This window comes from Streptomyces sp. NPDC014991, from assembly GCF_043080665.1.
Classification (GTDB): Bacteria; Actinomycetota; Actinomycetes; order Streptomycetales; family Streptomycetaceae; genus Streptomyces.
On record NZ_JBIBVY010000004.1, the window covers coordinates 420,634 to 435,996 of the forward strand.

Genomic DNA, 15,363 nt, shown 5'->3' on the forward strand with positions numbered 1-15,363 from the left:
TCCCGACCGGTGATCTCCCGGGGGGACTTCCGTCCCCCCGGGTTCCACTGTTCGTCTCGGGCCGTCCCCCGGGTCGTCCAATCCCAAATCCCGTGCCCGGCAAGCCGTCGCACGGGTGCCCCTGTGAACCTTGGGAGTTGGCCCATGACCCAGCAGTCAGTGGAGCCGAGAACCGCAGCCGACGACGCGGGCGATGGCAGCCGCGTCCCGGCAGGGCGGTCCTGGCTCGACCGTTGCTTCCACATATCCCGCAGAGGATCCACTCTCTCGCGAGAGATCCGCGGCGGCATCACCACCTTCATGGCGATGGCGTACATCCTCCTGCTCAACCCCCTGATCCTGTCCGGCAAGGACGCGGCGGGGGACACGCTCGGCCAGAAGGCGCTGATCACCGCGACCGCGTTCGCGGCGGCCTTCACCACACTCCTGATGGGCTTCGTCGGCAAGGTGCCGCTCGCCCTCGCCGCCGGCCTCTCCGTCTCCGGCGTGCTGTCCTCGCAGGTCGCTCCAGAGATGACCTGGCCGCAGGCCATGGGCATGTGCGTGATGTACGGCGTCGTCATCATGCTGCTGGTCGTCACCGGCCTGCGCGAGATGATCATGAACGCGATCCCGCTCGCGCTCAAGCACGGCATCACGATGGGCATCGGCCTGTTCATCGCCCTCATCGGCTTCTACAAGTCCGGCTTCGTGCACCAGGGCAAGGCCACCCCGCTCGCCCTCGGCCCCGCCGGCGAACTCGTCGGCTGGCCGGTCCTGCTCTTCGCCGGAACGCTGCTGCTGATCTTCATGCTCCAGGCCAGGAACGTCCCCGGAGCCATCCTCATCGGTCTCGTCACCGGCACGGTCGTCGCCGCCGTCCTCAACGGCCTCGGCGCCATCGACCCCGGCCAGTGGGCCAACGGCGCCCCCGAACTACCCGGCAGCGCGGTCTCGATGCCCGACTTCTCGCTCTTCGGGCACATCGATTTCGGCGGCTGGGGCGAAGTGGGCGCGATGACGATCGGCATGATCGTCTTCACCCTGGTGCTCGCCGGTTTCTTCGACGCGATGGCCACCATCATCGGCGTCGGCACCGAGGCCGGTCTGGCCGACGACAAGGGCCGTATGCCGGGCCTGTCCAAGGCGCTGTTCATCGACGGCGCCGGCGGCGCGATCGGCGGTGTCGCGGGCGGCTCCGGGCAGACCGTGTTCATCGAGTCCGCGACCGGCGTCGGCGAGGGCGCCCGCACCGGTCTCGCGTCCGTCGTCACCGGCCTGTTCTTCGCCGCCTGCCTGTTCTTCACGCCGGTCACCGCGCTCGTGCCGCAGGAGGTCGCCTCCGCCGCCCTCGTCGTCATCGGCGCCATGATGCTGATGAACGCCCGGCACGTGGACTGGGCGGACCGCGCCTCCGCCGTCCCGGTCTTCCTGACCGTGGTACTGATGCCGTTCACCTACACCATCACCAGCGGCGTGGCCGCGGGCGTGATCTCGTACGTGGCCATCAGGACCGCCCAGGGCAAGGCCCGGGAGATCGGCGCCTTCATGTGGGGTTTGACCGTGGTCTTCCTGGTCTACTTCGCCCTCCATCCCCTGGAGGGCCGGCTGGGCGTCCACTGACGCCGGCCCCCTTCGCACCCGCCCGCAACCCCCGTGAGGAGACCGAGACATGCTGGACATCGCCGAGGAGCTGAACCGGTGGGTCGAGCAGGGCCGTGACTTCGCCGTCGCCACGGTCGTGGCCGTCACAGGCAGCGCCCCGCGCCGGCCAGGCGCCGCCCTGGCGGTGGACGCCGACGGCACGGCCGTCGGATCGGTCTCCGGGGGGTGCGTGGAGGGCGCCGTGTACGAGCTGTGCCGACAGACGCTGCTGAGCGGGGAGAGCGTCCTGGAACGCTTCGGATACAGCGACGAGGATGCCTTCGCCGTCGGTCTGACCTGCGGCGGCGTCATCGACATCCTCGTCACGCCGGTCCGGGCGGACGACCCCGCCCGGCCGGTGGTCGCCGACGCCCTGGCCGCCGCCGCGCGCGGGGAGGCGGCGGCGGTGGCGCGCATCGCCGAGGGGCCGGCCGAGCTGCGGGGCCGGGCCCTCCTCGCCCGGCCCGACGGGTCGTACGACGGGGGGTTCGGCGCCCACCCCGAACTGGACCGCACGGTCGCCGCCGAGGCCCGCGCCCACCTGGACGCGGGCCGCACCGGCACCGTGGAGATCGGCGAGCGGGGCTCGCGCTGCGGCGCCCCGCTCACGGTCCTGGTGGAGTCCTCGGTCCCCGCACCCCGGATGATCGTCTTCGGCGCGATCGACTTCGCGTCGGCGCTGGTCCGCGTGGGCAAGTTCCTGGGCTACCACGTCACGGTGTGCGACGCCCGCCCGGTGTTCGCCACCCCGTCCCGCTTCCCGGACGCCGACGACATCGTCGTGGAGTGGCCCCACCGGTACCTCGGGCACACCGAGGTCGACGGCCGCACCGTCCTGTGCGTCCTCACCCACGACGCCAAGTTCGACGTGCCCCTGCTGCGGCTGGCGCTGCGGCTGCCGGTCGCCTACGTCGGCGCGATGGGCTCCCGCCGTACCCATCTGGACCGCAACGAGCGGCTGCGCGAGGTCGGCGTCAGTGAGCCGGAGCTGGCCCGGCTGCACTCCCCGATCGGACTCGACCTCGGCGCGCGGACACCCGAGGAGACGGCCCTGTCCATCGCGGCGGAGATCGTCGCCGGCCGGCGGGGCGGCAGCGGGGCCCCACTGACCGGGGCACACACCCCGATCCACCACGACCGGGAAGCACGGCAGGCCGGACGCGTCGGATCCGTCGCCTGAGAGCCACCGCGACAGCCGCCCGCCGCCGCCCCTGTGCCGGACGACGGCCAGGGCGCCCCCGGCCGGCCGCCTCACGCCTGCCGGAGCAGCCGGTTCGCCGCTCGGCCGAACATCCGGCGGGACACCGGCCCGAGGACGCCGTCGAAGGCGCGGGGCAGGAAGCGCACCCACAGCTCCTCGCGCCACACCACCCGGCTGCGGCCCCCGGGCCCCGGCCGTACCTCGATCTCCGCCCAGCCGAGGACCACCCGGCCGTGTTTCTCCAGCCGGCACAGGCCGCCCTCGCCGTCGGCGGGCGGGTGCCAGACCGTCACCTCCATCACGTCGTCGAAGGCGAGCGGGCCGACGCCCGAGCGGGCCACGAAGCGCGTGCCCTCGCGGGTCGGCGCGGGCGTGAGCACGCGGATCCGGGTGAGCGGGACCGCGTCGGCGTGGCGGGGCCACTCGGTGAGCCGGCGCCACGTCTCCTCGAGCGGGAGCGGCACGGTGCGTTCGAAAGAGAAGAAGGGCACGGCACGATCGTAGGCAACCGGCGGCGTCCACCTGCGCGTTCGCCCCCGGGTCACCTGTCCGGAGCAACGGTCGCCCGGCGCGACCGTACCCGTGGTCCGGCCCGCGGACTCAGGGACGGTAGACCTTGCCCGGCTCGGCCCTGCCGGGCGCCAGCAGCTGGGGGACCGTCACGAAGACGTAGCCGCGCGCCTTCAGCGCGTCGATGATGCCGGGTACGGCCGGCACGGTCCCCTGGTAGATGTCGTGCAGCAGGATGATCCCGTCCCGGGACGCCTGGGCGAGGACACGCTTGGTGATGAGCGCCGAGTCGGTGGTCGTGTAGTCCTTGGCGGTCACGCTCCACAGCACTTCCGCCAGGCCCAGTTCCTTGCTGATCGCGTGCACGTTCGCGTCGGTGCGGCCCTGCGGGGGGCGCATGAGCGTCGGCTTGTGCCCGGTGAGCCGCTCGATGGCGTCGTCGGGCCGCTTCAGCTCCTGACGTATCTGCGCGTCGGATATGCGGGTCAGGATCTTGTGATCCCAGGTGTGACTCGCCACCTCGTGCCCCTCGGCCGCCATCCGCCGGACCAGCTCCGGGTACTTCTCGATGTGCCGCTTGCCGAGCAGGAAGAAGGTGGCCGGGACCTTCTTCTCCTTGAGGATGTCCAGCAGGCGGGCGGAGTTCTCGCTCGGGCCCGCGTCGAAGGTGAGTGCGATGCACTTGGCCTCGCGGCAGTCGACCGTGCCGAGCCGGGCCGGCGCCCCGTGCGCCGCCGCGGCGCGGGCCGTGCTCGGCGCGGTCGTGTCGACCTGCGCGCAGCCGGACAGGGTGAGCGCCAGACAGGCCGCCGCGGACGCGAGGGCGGAGAGAGGCAACCTCCGGCCCGCCACGCGCATCTTCCTGGTCGCGTGGTCGGGCGTGGAGATCGTGTCGGTCGAAAGAGGCATGCGCGGACTATACACTGTGTGTATAGCACACGTGTACGAGCATGGGGCGTGTCAAGAGCGCCGACCGGCCGCCGCTCACCCCACACCCGGCACCGGCTCCCGTGCCGGTGCAACGACCCCGTGCACACCAGTGGTACCGGCCGGGTACGCGGAGTAACCTCGGAGGCATGACGCGCACGGGGGAGCGAGTCGTCACATCGCGCTTACGGACACCGTCCTGGATCGCGCGCATCGAGGCGCCGGACGGCCGGGTCCTCGGCGCGGGCGTGCTCCTCGCCCCCGACCGCGTGCTCACCGCCGGTCACGTCGTCGGCCCCGGGCCCCGCTACACCGTCCGCCTCGTCGGCGTACCCGGCCTCGCCGCCGTCGCCGCAACCGTCCGCGCCGACGAACACGTACCCCAGCGCCAGGACGCCTTCGGCGACCGCAGCGGCGACCTCGCCCTGCTGCGCCTGGCCGCACCGCTGCCCGCCGAGCACACCACCCGGCTCTACCGGCTCGCCGCACCGCACGGACCCGTCAGCATGTACGGCTTCCCCGACGGCGACGACGGCGGACGCTGGCACGGCGCCACCCTGGTCGCCGCCCGCGGCCGGGACAGCCAGGTGCAGCTGCGCCCGCTCACCCCCGGCGAACTCGCCGCCCCCGGCTTCAGCGGCGGCGGAGTCGTCGACCACGCCACCGACCAGGTCATCGGCATCGTCCTCAGCGTGGACGAGGGGCCGGGCTACGCCTTCAGCTACATGAGCCCCACCGAGACCATCCTCAGCCACCTCCCGCAGGTCGCCGCCTGGACCGACGGCGCCGAGGCCGTCGACCCGCGGCTGCGCAGCGACACCGGTGGCCCCGCCGGGCGGCTCGACCTCCCGTTCGCCACCCAGCTCGCCGCCTGGTTCCGCGGCGCGGGCTGGCCGGTGCTCGTCACCGTCGTCCCCGCCGCCGGCGACCGGGCCTGGACCCTGCAACGGGCCGTCACCCTCGCCGACCGGGAACTGCGCACCCACCGCAACACCAGCGCCGTCAGCCACGACCCGCCCGAGACCGTGCCCCCCGCCGGTGCCCAGGATCTCGCCCTGGACGTCGCGGGACTCACCGCCGCCGAGGTCATGGACCGCATCGCCGGACGCCTCGGCATCCGCGACGACCCCCGGCCCGAACGGCTCGGCACCCTGCGCCTCCCGCTCGCCGCCGTCCTCGTCGCCGTCGACGAGGCCGCCGAACCCGACGCCCTGCTCAGCCTGCTGGACCGGCTCGCCCGGCAGGGAGCCCGGCTGCTGCTGGTGTTCCGCCGCCCGGGCGAGCGCGCCGCACAGGCCGCCGACCTGCTCGTCCACCGCCCGCTGCGCGAACGCTGGACGCGTCTGCACGACGAACTCCGCCGGATCACCGACGAACTGGGGCCCGCGCTCGACGTACGCCAGGACCGCGTGCTGCCCGCCCCCGGCACCAGGCACCTGCTCGACCGGGCCGAATCCGGCGTACGGCGCACCCGCATGCTGCGCGCCTGGGTCGCCCACACCCCGGAACACGAACGCGAACCCGGACACGCCGACCTGCTGTTCACCTTCGAGGACGCCGTCGGACGCCGCCGGCGGCGGCTGGAACAGGCCGTCGGCATGCTGGACGCCCGGCTGCGCCGCCGTGAGGAACTCCTCGGCCGGGTCGGCGCCGAATGGCCGCTGTGCCGGCAGCGGGCCACCGCCCACGGCGACCGGGTCGTGGAGGCCTACCGGCTCTACGAACACGCCCTGTCGCTGCTGCGGCAGACCCCCTGCGACATCGAAGAAGCCGAGAGGGCCGTCGAGGCGTTCGTCGGCTTCTGCTCCGCCCCCGCATCCGACGAGGAGGGTGCGTCGTGACATCTTGCCTCCGGCCCGGCTGCCCGGGCCGCATCATGGTCACCGGCTACTGCGGTACCTGCGGCCACCGGCACACCGAGCCGCGCACCGCACCGCCCGAGCCGCCACCGGTCACCACCACCGAGGACACGGCCGGCCCGGCGGCCGTCCACGCCGTCGCCGGAATCGGCGGCCTCGACCAGCACGGACTCGTCGTCCTGCCCGAGGTGCCCGTCCCCGGCGACGTGCTCGTCAAGGACCCCCGCCCGCCCACGGGAGGCCGCCGCTGCGGCGCCGACGGCTGCACGATGATCGTCGGCGTGGGCTACGGCGGCCAGCCGGGCCGCGCCACCGGCCGCTGCCCCCGCTGCGGCACGCCCTACTCCTTCCTGCCCCAGCTCGCCCCGGGCGACGTCGTCGCGGGCCACTACAAGGTCCTCGGCTGCCTCGCCCACGGCGGCCTCGGCTGGATATACCTCGCCGAGGACACCGACGCAGACGGACACCGGGTCGTCCTCAAGGGCCAGATCAACGTGCGCGACGACCTCGCCCGACACGCCGCCGTCGAGGAGCGCCGCTCCCTCACGGACCTCCACCACCCCGACATCGTCCGCCTCATCACCTACACGCAGCACCGGTCCCCCGGCCACCCGTCCACCGGCTACCTGGTCATGGACTACATCGGCGGGCGCTCCCTCCAGCAGCTCTTCGACGCCGACGACGCCGAACGGATCTTCCACGGCCGCCCCCGCCTCGACCACGTCCTCACCTACGGCTGCAAGATCCTCGGCGCCCTCCAGTACATGCACGAACGCGGCCTGCTCCACTGCGACATGAAGCCCGCCAACGTCATCCACTTCGGCCGGGCGGTCAAGGTCGTCGACCTCGGCGCCGTCCGCGCCATCGGCGACCGCACCTCCGCCTACGTCCACACCGCCGGCTTCGCCCCGCCCCAGGAGGAGATCGACCGCCGCGGCTGGCACGTCGACAGCGACCTCTACACCGTCGGCATGACCCTCCAGGCCCTGGCCCGCGACACCGAACCCGCCCGCGGTCTGGCCTCCGACTCCTTCCGCCGCCTCGTCGACCGCGCCACCCACGCCGAACCCCGCGCCCGGTTCCGCTCGGCGGCCGAGATGTCCCGCCAGCTCTGGGAAGTCCTGCGCGAGTACCGCTCCCTGCAGTTCGGCGAGCAACTGCCGGAAAGCTCCACCCGGTTCCGCGCCACCGGCGCCAGCCTCGACGCCGGACTCGGCGCCATCCCCACCCTCGGCCACTGGGCCGCCCGCCCCGGCGAACGGCCCGCCGGCCTGGACGTCTCCCCGCCCCCCGCCGCCGAGGTCGCCGGCGCCCTGCCCGAGCCGGTCCCCGACCCCGACGACGGCGCCGCCCTGCTGCTGGACACCTTCCCGCCCGACGCCCCCGACCGTGTCGCCCGGCAGTGGCCCCGCGAATCCCGCCTCGGCACCCCGGAGACCGCGCTGTGGCTGTGCCGCGCGTACCTCAGGAAGGGCGAACAGGACGCGGCGGAGAGCTGGCTCGCCGAGGCCGAGACACAGCTCGGCGAACGCGCCGCCGGCCACGACTGGCGCATCGCCTGGCACCGGGGCGTCCTCCATCTCAGCAGGGGAGAGGTGGCCCTGGCCGGCTCCCGCTTCGACGCCGTCTACCGCGCGCTGCCAGGCGAGTACGTGCCCAAACTCGCCCTCGGCTACTGCGCCGAGCACACCGGCGGCGGACGCCCGGCCCGGGCCATGCGGTTCTACGAGGCCGTCTGGAAACGGGACTTCGCGCACACCCCCGCCGCCTTCGGCCTGGCGCGCGGCCACCTCACCGGCGGCGACCGGGACGCCGCCGTGCACGTCCTCGACGAGGTCCCCGCCACCTCCCGCCACCACGACGCCGCCCGCATCGCGGCCGTACGCGTCCGCGCCGGCGTCCTGCACGGCACCCCGCCCACCCCGGCCGGCCTGCGGGACGCCGCCCAGCGGCTGCCTCGGCTCCGCCTCGACGGCGGGGCCGCGGCCGGCGAGTCCCGGGCCCGGCTGGTGGCCGAGGTCCGCGAGAACACCCTGCACAGCCGTCCGGCACCCGGCTGGGGCCCGGAGTTCCCCGCCGGTGACCTCCTGGGCCCCGGCGACGAGGACAGCCTGCGCACCCTGCTGGAACAGTCCTTCCGGCAGCTCGCCGCGCAGGCCCGCACCGCCGGGGAACACGGCCGACTGCTCGACCTGGCGCACGCGATCCGGCCGGTCACCACCTTCTGACCCACTCACACCCCCGGAAAGAGGCAGCGATGACCGTGGCCGAGGAGACCGAGGTGACGCTCGCGGTCGGTCAGCACAAGGAACTGCCCGCCGTGCCGGACACGTCCGGACGCCACCCCGAACAGGAGATGCACGCCATCCTGGAGATCGGGGTCAGGAGCCAGGCCGGCCCGCGGCACACCGGCGCGCCCGCGCCGGGCACCGGGCCCGCGCTCGCCGAGGTGCTGATCGTCGACACCTCCCGCTCGATGCTCCACCCCGCCGCCAAACTGCGTGCCGCGAAGGACGCCACCGCGGCGGCGGTCCGGATGCTGCCCGACGGCACCGCCTTCGCCGTGCTCTCCGGGCGGTTCGACGCCACCCTCGTCCACCCCGGCCCCGACCGCCCCGTCCTCGCCGTCGCCGGGCCCGCCGAACGCGAGGCCGCCGAACGCGCCGTACGCATCCTGGACGCCGACGGCGGCACCGCCCTGGGCACCTGGCTCGACCTCGCCCGGCGGCTGCTCAAGGACCACCCCGCGCCCGTCAAGCACGTCCTGCTGCTCACCGACGGGCGCAACGAACACGACCACCGGGCCGCGATGGCCCTGGACACCGCGCTCGACGCCTGCGAGGGCCGGTTCGTCTGCGACGCGTGGGGCATCGGCGACGACTGGGACGCCGAACTGCTGCTGCGCATCACCCGGCGGCTGCACGGCCGGGCCCGCGCCGTCCGCGCCGAATCGGAACTGACCTCCGCGTACGAGGAGTTGGTGGCCGGTCTGCTCGGCACGGCCGTCCCCGAACTGCGCATCCGGCTCACCCCCACCCCCGGCACGGTGATCCGCCAGGTCAAGCAGGTGGTGCCGGCCGAGCAGGACCTGCCGGCCGTCCCGGCCGGGTCCGGCGGGCGCGCCGTGGAGTACGTCACCCGGGCCTGGGGCGAGGAGGTACGGCACTTCCAGGTCGTGCTGACCGCCGACCCGACCGGCCGTGAGACCGACGAGGACCTCCAGCTCGCCGCCGTGGAGGTCGTGCTGCCCGACTTCGGCCGGCCGGTACGGCTGCCCGCACCGCGGCCCGTCCTGGTGCGATGGACCGACAACCCGCGCGACGCCTCCCGGCAGTATCCCGGCGTGCGCCGGCACGAGCGGTACCAGCAGGCCGGCGCCGCCGTCGCCCGCGCCTACCGCGCCTGGCTGCGCGGCCCGGACGGCAGCGCCACGGCCGACCGCGCCCTCGCCCAGGCGCTCGCCCTGGCCGGCGAACTGGGCGACGCCCAACTCCGCGAGGCGCTCCGGCGCATCGAGGCCGCGCCGGGCACCGGACGCGTCCGCCCGGGCCTCAGGGACGTCGACTGGCAGCACCTGATCCTCTCCAGCGCCCTGACCACGCCACCGGCCGGGGGTACCGGAGCCTCTGGTGGTGGCGGGTCCGGGGCGCCGGCCGGCGCGGCGGCGTCTGCCGCCGGATCCTCACCGCAGCCGAGGGCGAGGGCGACGGCGCGGGGTGCGGGTCCAGGGTCACCGAGGGGGGCTGCGGACGGGCGGCCCGCGGGTGGTGGGGAGGGGCGGCCGGCCGACGGTGGGAACGTGCCACCGGGACCGGGGCTGCCCGTGCCGCAGGCAGGCGGCGCCGACGGGCCGGCGGGGGACGAGGCCGCCGTGCCACCGGGCACGGATGCCCCGGCGCCTCCGGCGGCCGGTGCGCCCGTGAACGGCGGGGATGCCGCGCCCGCACCACCCGGGGCGGACGCCGGCGTGTCACCCGGGTCCGGTGCCCCCGCATCGCACACACCCGACGGCTCCCCGCCCCCCGGGACCGGCGACCCCCCGCTCCCCGAGGCCGAGGCCCCCGTACCGGCCCGGGCCACCGGCGCCCGCGCGCACTCACCGGGCGTCCCGGGCGGCCCCGGCGGCCCCGACGTCCCCCTGCGTGCTGACGGGCTGGTGGAGTGTCCGGGGTGTCGGTGGCTCGGGCCGGCTGAGTCCGTGTACTGCGGGGGCGACTGCGGGCGGCGGCTGAGGGGGGCGTCGGCGTGAGAGGTGACAGGACGACGACGCCCGGTGCCGGCACGGGCACCGGCGTGTCCGGGGAACCGCAGCCGCCGCGCCGGCGCGCGCGTACGGCCGGCCGCCGCGCATCCGCCCGGGCGTACCGCAACCCGCTCACCCGGCTCCTCGGTGCCGGCCGGCGCCCGCCGGAGGGCCGCAGCACGACCGCGTACGACCTCGCGGTACGGCGCCGCCTGCTGCTGGCCCTGTCGGCCCTGCTCACCCTGTCCCTGTTCCTGTCGTACCAGGGTGTGCACGGCGACGCCGACCCGCTGCGCACCGCCAGCGCCCCGGCCGTGCTGTCCCTCGACACCGCGCAGTACGCCCTCGGCCAGGCCCAGCGGGACGCCGGAGCGGCGGCACCGACCAGCGACTTCCAGAAGCAGATCTCGGTCGCCGCGCACAGCCTCGCGGCGGCCGCGGGTGACGACGTCGGCGGCCCGGCGGGCCGGCAGGCCCTGCAGACGGTCGCCGGGCTGATCACCATGTACGCCGTGAAGGTGCAGCGCTCCCAGCTCCAGCCGGACCAGGACGTGCTGCGCGAGGCCTACCGCAGCTACGCCACCAGCATCCTCACCGACAAGGGCTCGGGGATACAGGCCCGACTGACGGTCCTCCAGCGGCAGCAGCGCGCCGCCGTGCACCGGCAGACCTCGTTCGGCCCGCTGCTGTGGCTCGCCTGGACCACGACACTGCTGCTGGCCCTCGCCCTCGCCACCGCCCTCGTGGAGACCCAGCTCTTCCTCCGCCACCGCTTCCGGCGCCGCTACAACCGGCACCTCGTCGCGGCCGGCGTCCTGCTGCTCGGCGGCGTGGCCGTCACCGTGCTGTTCACCGTGTGGACGCACCAGGGCATGGCCGACACCCGCGCCCTGCTCGAACGCCGGCTGGACGGAGCGGACATCACCGAAGCGGGGCGGGACACCGCCTCGTACCTCGCGCACACCGGCTTCCGCGCGGCAGCCGCGGTGTGGATCCTGATAGGAGGCATCCTGCTCATGGCACTCGCCGAGACGGGACTGCGGCGGCACATCGACGACTACCGGTTCAGGCCCCGGTGAGCGCGCCGCACGGCGGTCCCGCGCCGGCCGCCCCCGGGCGCCCCCGCCCCTCCCGCCGCCTCGCCCGCATCGTGACGCTGGTGGCGATCTGCCTGGCCGTCCTGGTGGCGGCCGTCGTGGTGGGCGTGCGCGCCCTCGGACGGGAGCCCACCGTCACCCTGCTGGCCAACTGGACCGGCGACGACGAGAGGAACCTCCGCAAGGCGGTGATCGAGCCGTTCGAGCGGAAGTACCACATCCGGGTCGAGTACCAGGGCAGCGCCGCCGAGAGCCAGGTGCTCGGCGCCGACGTGGAGGCCGGGACGCCGCCCGACGTGGTGGTGCTCACCGGTCCCGGCGAACTCGCCGAGTACGCCCGGCAGAAGAACCTCGTCGCCCTGGAGGACCTCATCCCGCGCCACGCCTTCGGGGCGTCCTGGGCCACGCCGCTCGCGGACGGGCACGTGTACTGGTTCCCGCTCAAGGCTGACCTGAAGAGCATCGTCTGGTACCCGGCCGGTGTCGGCGAACGGCAGCGCGCCGACGCGGCGAAGGAGCCGGCCGAGTGGTGTGTCGGCATGGGCTCCGGCGCCACCAGCGGCTGGCCCGGCACGGACTGGATCGAGGACATCCTGCTCCAGCGGTCCGGCCCGCGCGTCTACGCGCAGTGGGCGCGCGGCGACCTGTCCTGGCGGTCGAAGCCGGTCCGGCAGGCGTGGACGACCTGGCGCGACCTGATCGGTGCCGGCGGCGACCGGGGTCTCGTCCGGCGGGCCCTGATGACCCCGCACGACCGGGCGTCCGAGCCGATCACCACCGTTCCGCGGGGCTGCACCCTCGAACACCAGGCGTCGTTCATCCGGAACAAGACCCGCTGGGAACGCGTCGACGGCCGCTACGAACCCTCCGCCCGCCGCATCCCCGGGGCCACGGGCAACGGCGCGTGGGAGGTGTCCGGAGACCTGGTCGCCCTGCTGCACGGCACCCCGGAGGCGAAGCGGCTGACCCGCTACCTCGCCTCCGCCGAAGCCCAACGCGCCTGGAGCGCCGCGGAGTCCGGCTTCTCCGTGAACTCCGGGGCGCGGCCCGCTCCGGGCGCCGCCGGTTCCCCCTGGCACCGCTCCCTCGCGGACATCCTCGTCGACGACCACGCGGTGCACTGCTTCGACGCCTCCGACGCGATGCCGCCCTCGGTGCGGGACGCGTTCGCCGAGGCGACCATCGAGTTCCTCGCCCACCCCGGCCACCTGGAGACCCTGCTGCGCTCCCTGGACATCCTCAGCGGCACCCCGGGGCTGACCTGGGTGCCCTCGGTCTGCGACCGCGCGCCGTGAACCACCGCCGTGATTCCTACAGCCAGTCCCGCCGCTTGAACACCAGGTACAGGGTGGTGCACACCACCGCCATCAAACCGATCGCGAAGGGGTAGCCGAACAGCCAGTGCAGTTCCGGCATGTGGTCGAAGTTCATGCCGTAGATCGTGCCGACGAGGGTCGGTGCGAACAGAATGGCCGCCCATGACGAGATCTTCTTGACCTCCTCGTTCTGTTCGAAGCCCGCCTCCGCGAGGGCCCGCATCTCCGCGTTCTGCTGTTGGGTGACCAGGGTCGCGTTGACGGTGAGGATCTCGGTGAGGGCCTGGCGGAAGCCGTCGACGCGTTCGCTGGTGTGCGTGACGTGGTCGGCGACGTCCCTCAGGTAGCGCTGGAGCTCCTCGTCGGTCTCGTACTTGGCGAACCCGGCCATCAGGCCGTGCAGCATGCCGACGAGCGGGCGGGTGGCGCGCTGGAACTCGACCATCTCGCGGGAGAGTTCGTAGATGCGGCGGGAGACCTCGGGGTCGCCGCGGAACACCTCGGTCTCGATCTCGTCGATGTCGTTCTGGACGCCGGCCACGACGGGCGCGTAGCCGTCGACCACCGCGTCCAGGATCGCGTACAGCACCGCCTCCGGGCCGAGCGCCAGCAGCTCGGGTGCGTCCTCCATGCGGCGGCGGACCGCCGACAGGTCGGGGGCGTCGCCGTGCCGGACCGTGATGACGAAGTCGGGGCCGACGAAGACGTGCAGCTCGCCGAAGTCGACCTCCTCGGGCGCGTCGAGGTAGCGGGCGGCGCGCAGGACGACGAACAGCGTGTCGCCGTACCGTTCCAGCTTGGGCCGCTGGTGGGCCTCCATGGCGTCCTCGATGGCCAGCGGGTGGAGCCCGAACTCGGCAGCCAAGGAGTGCAGTTCGCTTCCCGTGGGCCGGGCGAGGCCGATCCACGCCATACCCCTCGGCTGCTCGCGCAGCTCGTGGTAGGTCTCGGCCAGGGTGGCGGGTGAGGAGACACGGACGCCGTCGCGGTAGAGCACGGCCCGTACGACGTCCGCCGGTCCGGGGGAGGGCGTGGGCGGCTCGGCGGCGGGGGGCTGGGCCGGGGTGAGGGCGCGGCGCCAGCCGGACCTGCGGCCGCCGTTCCTGCCGTTGGGTCGCTCGGGCATCGGCCGCCTCCCGGTGGAGCCCGCGCGGGGCGTGCTCACCCGGCGCGGTACCAGCAGGATATCCGCGGCCCGTCGCGATCGGCGGAAGCCGGGGCCCGGGTCCGGCGGGAGTCGCGGACAGAAAGTGTCCGCAAGCGGTGTCAGCATGCGGTCATGACCACGAACGGCGCGGGCGGGAGCAGTGTCCGAGGCAATGGCGCGGCGGGCGGTCCGGTCCTCGACGCGCGGGCCCTGAACCGCGCCACCCTGGCCCGTCAGCTCCTGCTGCACCGCTCCGGGCGGTCGGCCCTGGACGCGGTCGGTCACCTCCTCGGCCTGCAGGCGCAGAACACCCGGCCCCCGTACTACGCCCTGGCCGCCCGCCTCGACGGCTTCGCGCCGGAGCGGCTCTCCACGCTCATGTCCGGCCGCGAGGTCGCCCGGATCGTCACCCTGCGTTCCACGATCCACACCCACACCGCCGACGACTGCCTCGCCCTGCGGTCCTTCGTCCAGCCGGCCCGCCTCCGCGAACCGGGGAACTCCCGCACCGGGCCGGCCGGCGTCGACCTGGACCGTCTCGCCGCCGTGGCCCGCGAACTGGTCGAGGCCGAACCGCGGACCATGGCCCAGCTGCGCCGGGCCCTCGGCGCCGTGTGGCCGGACGCCGATCCGCAGGCCCTCGGCGTAGCCGCCCGCTGCACGCTCCCGCTGGTCCAGGTCACCCCGCGCGGACTGTGGGACGAGAGCGGACAGGTCGCCCTCACCACCGCGGAGCACTGGCTGGGCCGCGCCGCCGGGCCGGTCCCCACCGCGGAGTCCGTGGTCCTGCGTTATCTCGCCGCCTTCGGCCCCGCCTCCGTGCGGGACATGCAGACCTGGGCCGGACCGACCCGTCTGCGGCCCGTCTTCGAGCGCCTGCGCCCCCGGCTGCTGTCCTTCCGCGACCCGGCCGGTGTGGAACTCTTCGACGTACCCGGCGCCCCGCGCCCGGACCCGGCCACCCCGGCCCCGCCCCGTTTCCTGCCCGAGTTCGACAACCTCCTGCTCTCCCACGCCGACCGCACCCGCGTCGTACCGCCGGCCCACCGGGGCCGGAACTGGACGGGCAACCAGGCGCACCGCACGCTCCTGGTCGACGGATTCCTGGCCGGCCTGTGGAGGCTCGGCGCCGATGCCCTGGTCATCGAGCCGTTCGGCACGCTGCCGAAGGCCCTGCGCGAGGAGGTGGCGGAGGAGGGGGAGCGGATGCTGCGCGTGCTGCATCCGGGTCAGTCGTACGACATCCGGTTCGCCGCGGAGGTCCGGCGGTGAGCCGGAGGCGGTGGACGCAAAGCGGTGGAGAGGGGGGGGGGGGGGGGGCGGGGGGGGGGGCGCCCCCCCCCCCCCGGGGGCCCCCCCGGGGGGGGGGGGGGTGAGTACGGGGCCGCGGTGTGCGGCGGCGGGCACCAGTGCGCGGAAGGGGGCCCCCCGGGGGTGTGA

Annotated in this window: 11 protein-coding genes; 8 read left to right on the forward strand and 3 right to left on the reverse strand. The window is 74.5% G+C overall.

Translation table 11 applies throughout. The features are described from left to right. Positions 1-144: 144 nt before the first annotated feature. Together ACF1BE_RS10335 and ACF1BE_RS10340 are read left to right on the forward strand one after the other, a co-directional pair. Entirely contained in the window at positions 145-1,602 is a 1,458-nt protein-coding gene (locus tag ACF1BE_RS10335) for an NCS2 family permease (protein WP_392198560.1), read from the forward strand. A 49-nt stretch (positions 1,603-1,651) separates the two neighbouring features. Further along, positions 1,652-2,803, forward strand: coding sequence for an XdhC family protein (locus ACF1BE_RS10340; RefSeq protein ID WP_392198561.1), 1,152 nt, complete (start codon positions 1,652-1,654; stop codon positions 2,801-2,803). A gap of 71 nt (positions 2,804-2,874) precedes the next feature. On the opposite strand, the gene ACF1BE_RS10345 is transcribed toward ACF1BE_RS10340, so the two are convergent. Beyond that, the gene (locus ACF1BE_RS10345; protein WP_392198562.1) at positions 2,875-3,315 is read right to left on the reverse strand and encodes an SRPBCC family protein; all 441 of its coding nucleotides are present in this window, start codon (positions 3,313-3,315) and stop codon (positions 2,875-2,877) included. Positions 3,316-3,424: 109 nt separating this feature from the next. Continuing rightward, positions 3,425-4,192, reverse strand: a complete 768-nt coding sequence (locus ACF1BE_RS10350) for a polysaccharide deacetylase family protein (RefSeq protein WP_392198579.1) — start codon at positions 4,190-4,192, stop codon at positions 3,425-3,427. 218 nt (positions 4,193-4,410) lie between these two features. On the opposite strand from ACF1BE_RS10350, the gene ACF1BE_RS10355 reads away from it, so the two are divergent. From ACF1BE_RS10355 to ACF1BE_RS10375, 5 genes are read left to right on the forward strand one after another with little or no spacing between them, the layout of a single operon-like run. Then, complete coding sequence (locus ACF1BE_RS10355) at positions 4,411-6,102, forward strand: trypsin-like peptidase domain-containing protein (RefSeq protein ID WP_392198563.1); 1,692 nt, start codon at positions 4,411-4,413, stop codon at positions 6,100-6,102. Then, entirely contained in the window at positions 6,099-8,348 is a 2,250-nt protein-coding gene (locus ACF1BE_RS10360; RefSeq protein ID WP_392198564.1) for a tetratricopeptide repeat protein, read from the forward strand. Before ACF1BE_RS10355 ends, ACF1BE_RS10360 begins: the two co-directional genes overlap by 4 nt. 29 nt (positions 8,349-8,377) lie before the next feature. After that, positions 8,378-10,369, forward strand: coding sequence for a VWA domain-containing protein (locus ACF1BE_RS10365; RefSeq protein WP_392198565.1), 1,992 nt, complete (start codon positions 8,378-8,380; stop codon positions 10,367-10,369). Beyond that, entirely contained in the window at positions 10,366-11,442 is a 1,077-nt protein-coding gene (locus ACF1BE_RS10370; RefSeq protein WP_392198566.1) for a hypothetical protein, read from the forward strand. The genes ACF1BE_RS10365 and ACF1BE_RS10370 overlap by 4 nt, the downstream gene beginning before the upstream one ends. Next, a complete protein-coding gene (locus tag ACF1BE_RS10375) occupies positions 11,439-12,755 on the forward strand; it encodes an extracellular solute-binding protein (RefSeq protein ID WP_392198567.1) in 1,317 nt (438 codons plus the stop codon). Before ACF1BE_RS10370 ends, ACF1BE_RS10375 begins: the two co-directional genes overlap by 4 nt. Before the next feature lie 16 nt (positions 12,756-12,771). Here ACF1BE_RS10375 and ACF1BE_RS10380 read toward each other — a convergent pair whose 3' ends face one another. After that, the gene (locus tag ACF1BE_RS10380; RefSeq protein ID WP_392198568.1) at positions 12,772-13,902 is read right to left on the reverse strand and encodes a magnesium and cobalt transport protein CorA; all 1,131 of its coding nucleotides are present in this window, start codon (positions 13,900-13,902) and stop codon (positions 12,772-12,774) included. Positions 13,903-14,055: 153 nt separating this feature from the next. Here ACF1BE_RS10380 and ACF1BE_RS10385 point away from each other — a divergent pair, with 153 nt between their 5' ends. Continuing rightward, positions 14,056-15,195 (forward strand): winged helix DNA-binding domain-containing protein, encoded by a 1,140-nt coding sequence (locus ACF1BE_RS10385; protein WP_392198569.1) that lies wholly within the window; start codon positions 14,056-14,058, stop codon positions 15,193-15,195. Positions 15,196-15,363 lie beyond the last annotated feature (168 nt).

Coding starts and splice junctions, on each gene's coding strand:
- ACF1BE_RS10355 (WP_392198563.1), top strand. CDS start 4,411: ATGACGCGCACGGGGGAGCGAGTCGTCACATCGCGCTTACGGACACCG.
- ACF1BE_RS10365 (WP_392198565.1), top strand. CDS start 8,378: ATGACCGTGGCCGAGGAGACCGAGGTGACGCTCGCGGTCGGTCAGCAC.
- ACF1BE_RS10340 (WP_392198561.1), top strand. CDS start 1,652: ATGCTGGACATCGCCGAGGAGCTGAACCGGTGGGTCGAGCAGGGCCGT.
- ACF1BE_RS10385 (WP_392198569.1), top strand. CDS start 14,056: ATGACCACGAACGGCGCGGGCGGGAGCAGTGTCCGAGGCAATGGCGCG.
- ACF1BE_RS10335 (WP_392198560.1), top strand. CDS start 145: ATGACCCAGCAGTCAGTGGAGCCGAGAACCGCAGCCGACGACGCGGGC.
- ACF1BE_RS10350 (WP_392198579.1), bottom strand. CDS start 4,192: ATGCGCGTGGCGGGCCGGAGGTTGCCTCTCTCCGCCCTCGCGTCCGCG.
- ACF1BE_RS10380 (WP_392198568.1), bottom strand. CDS start 13,902: ATGCCCGAGCGACCCAACGGCAGGAACGGCGGCCGCAGGTCCGGCTGG.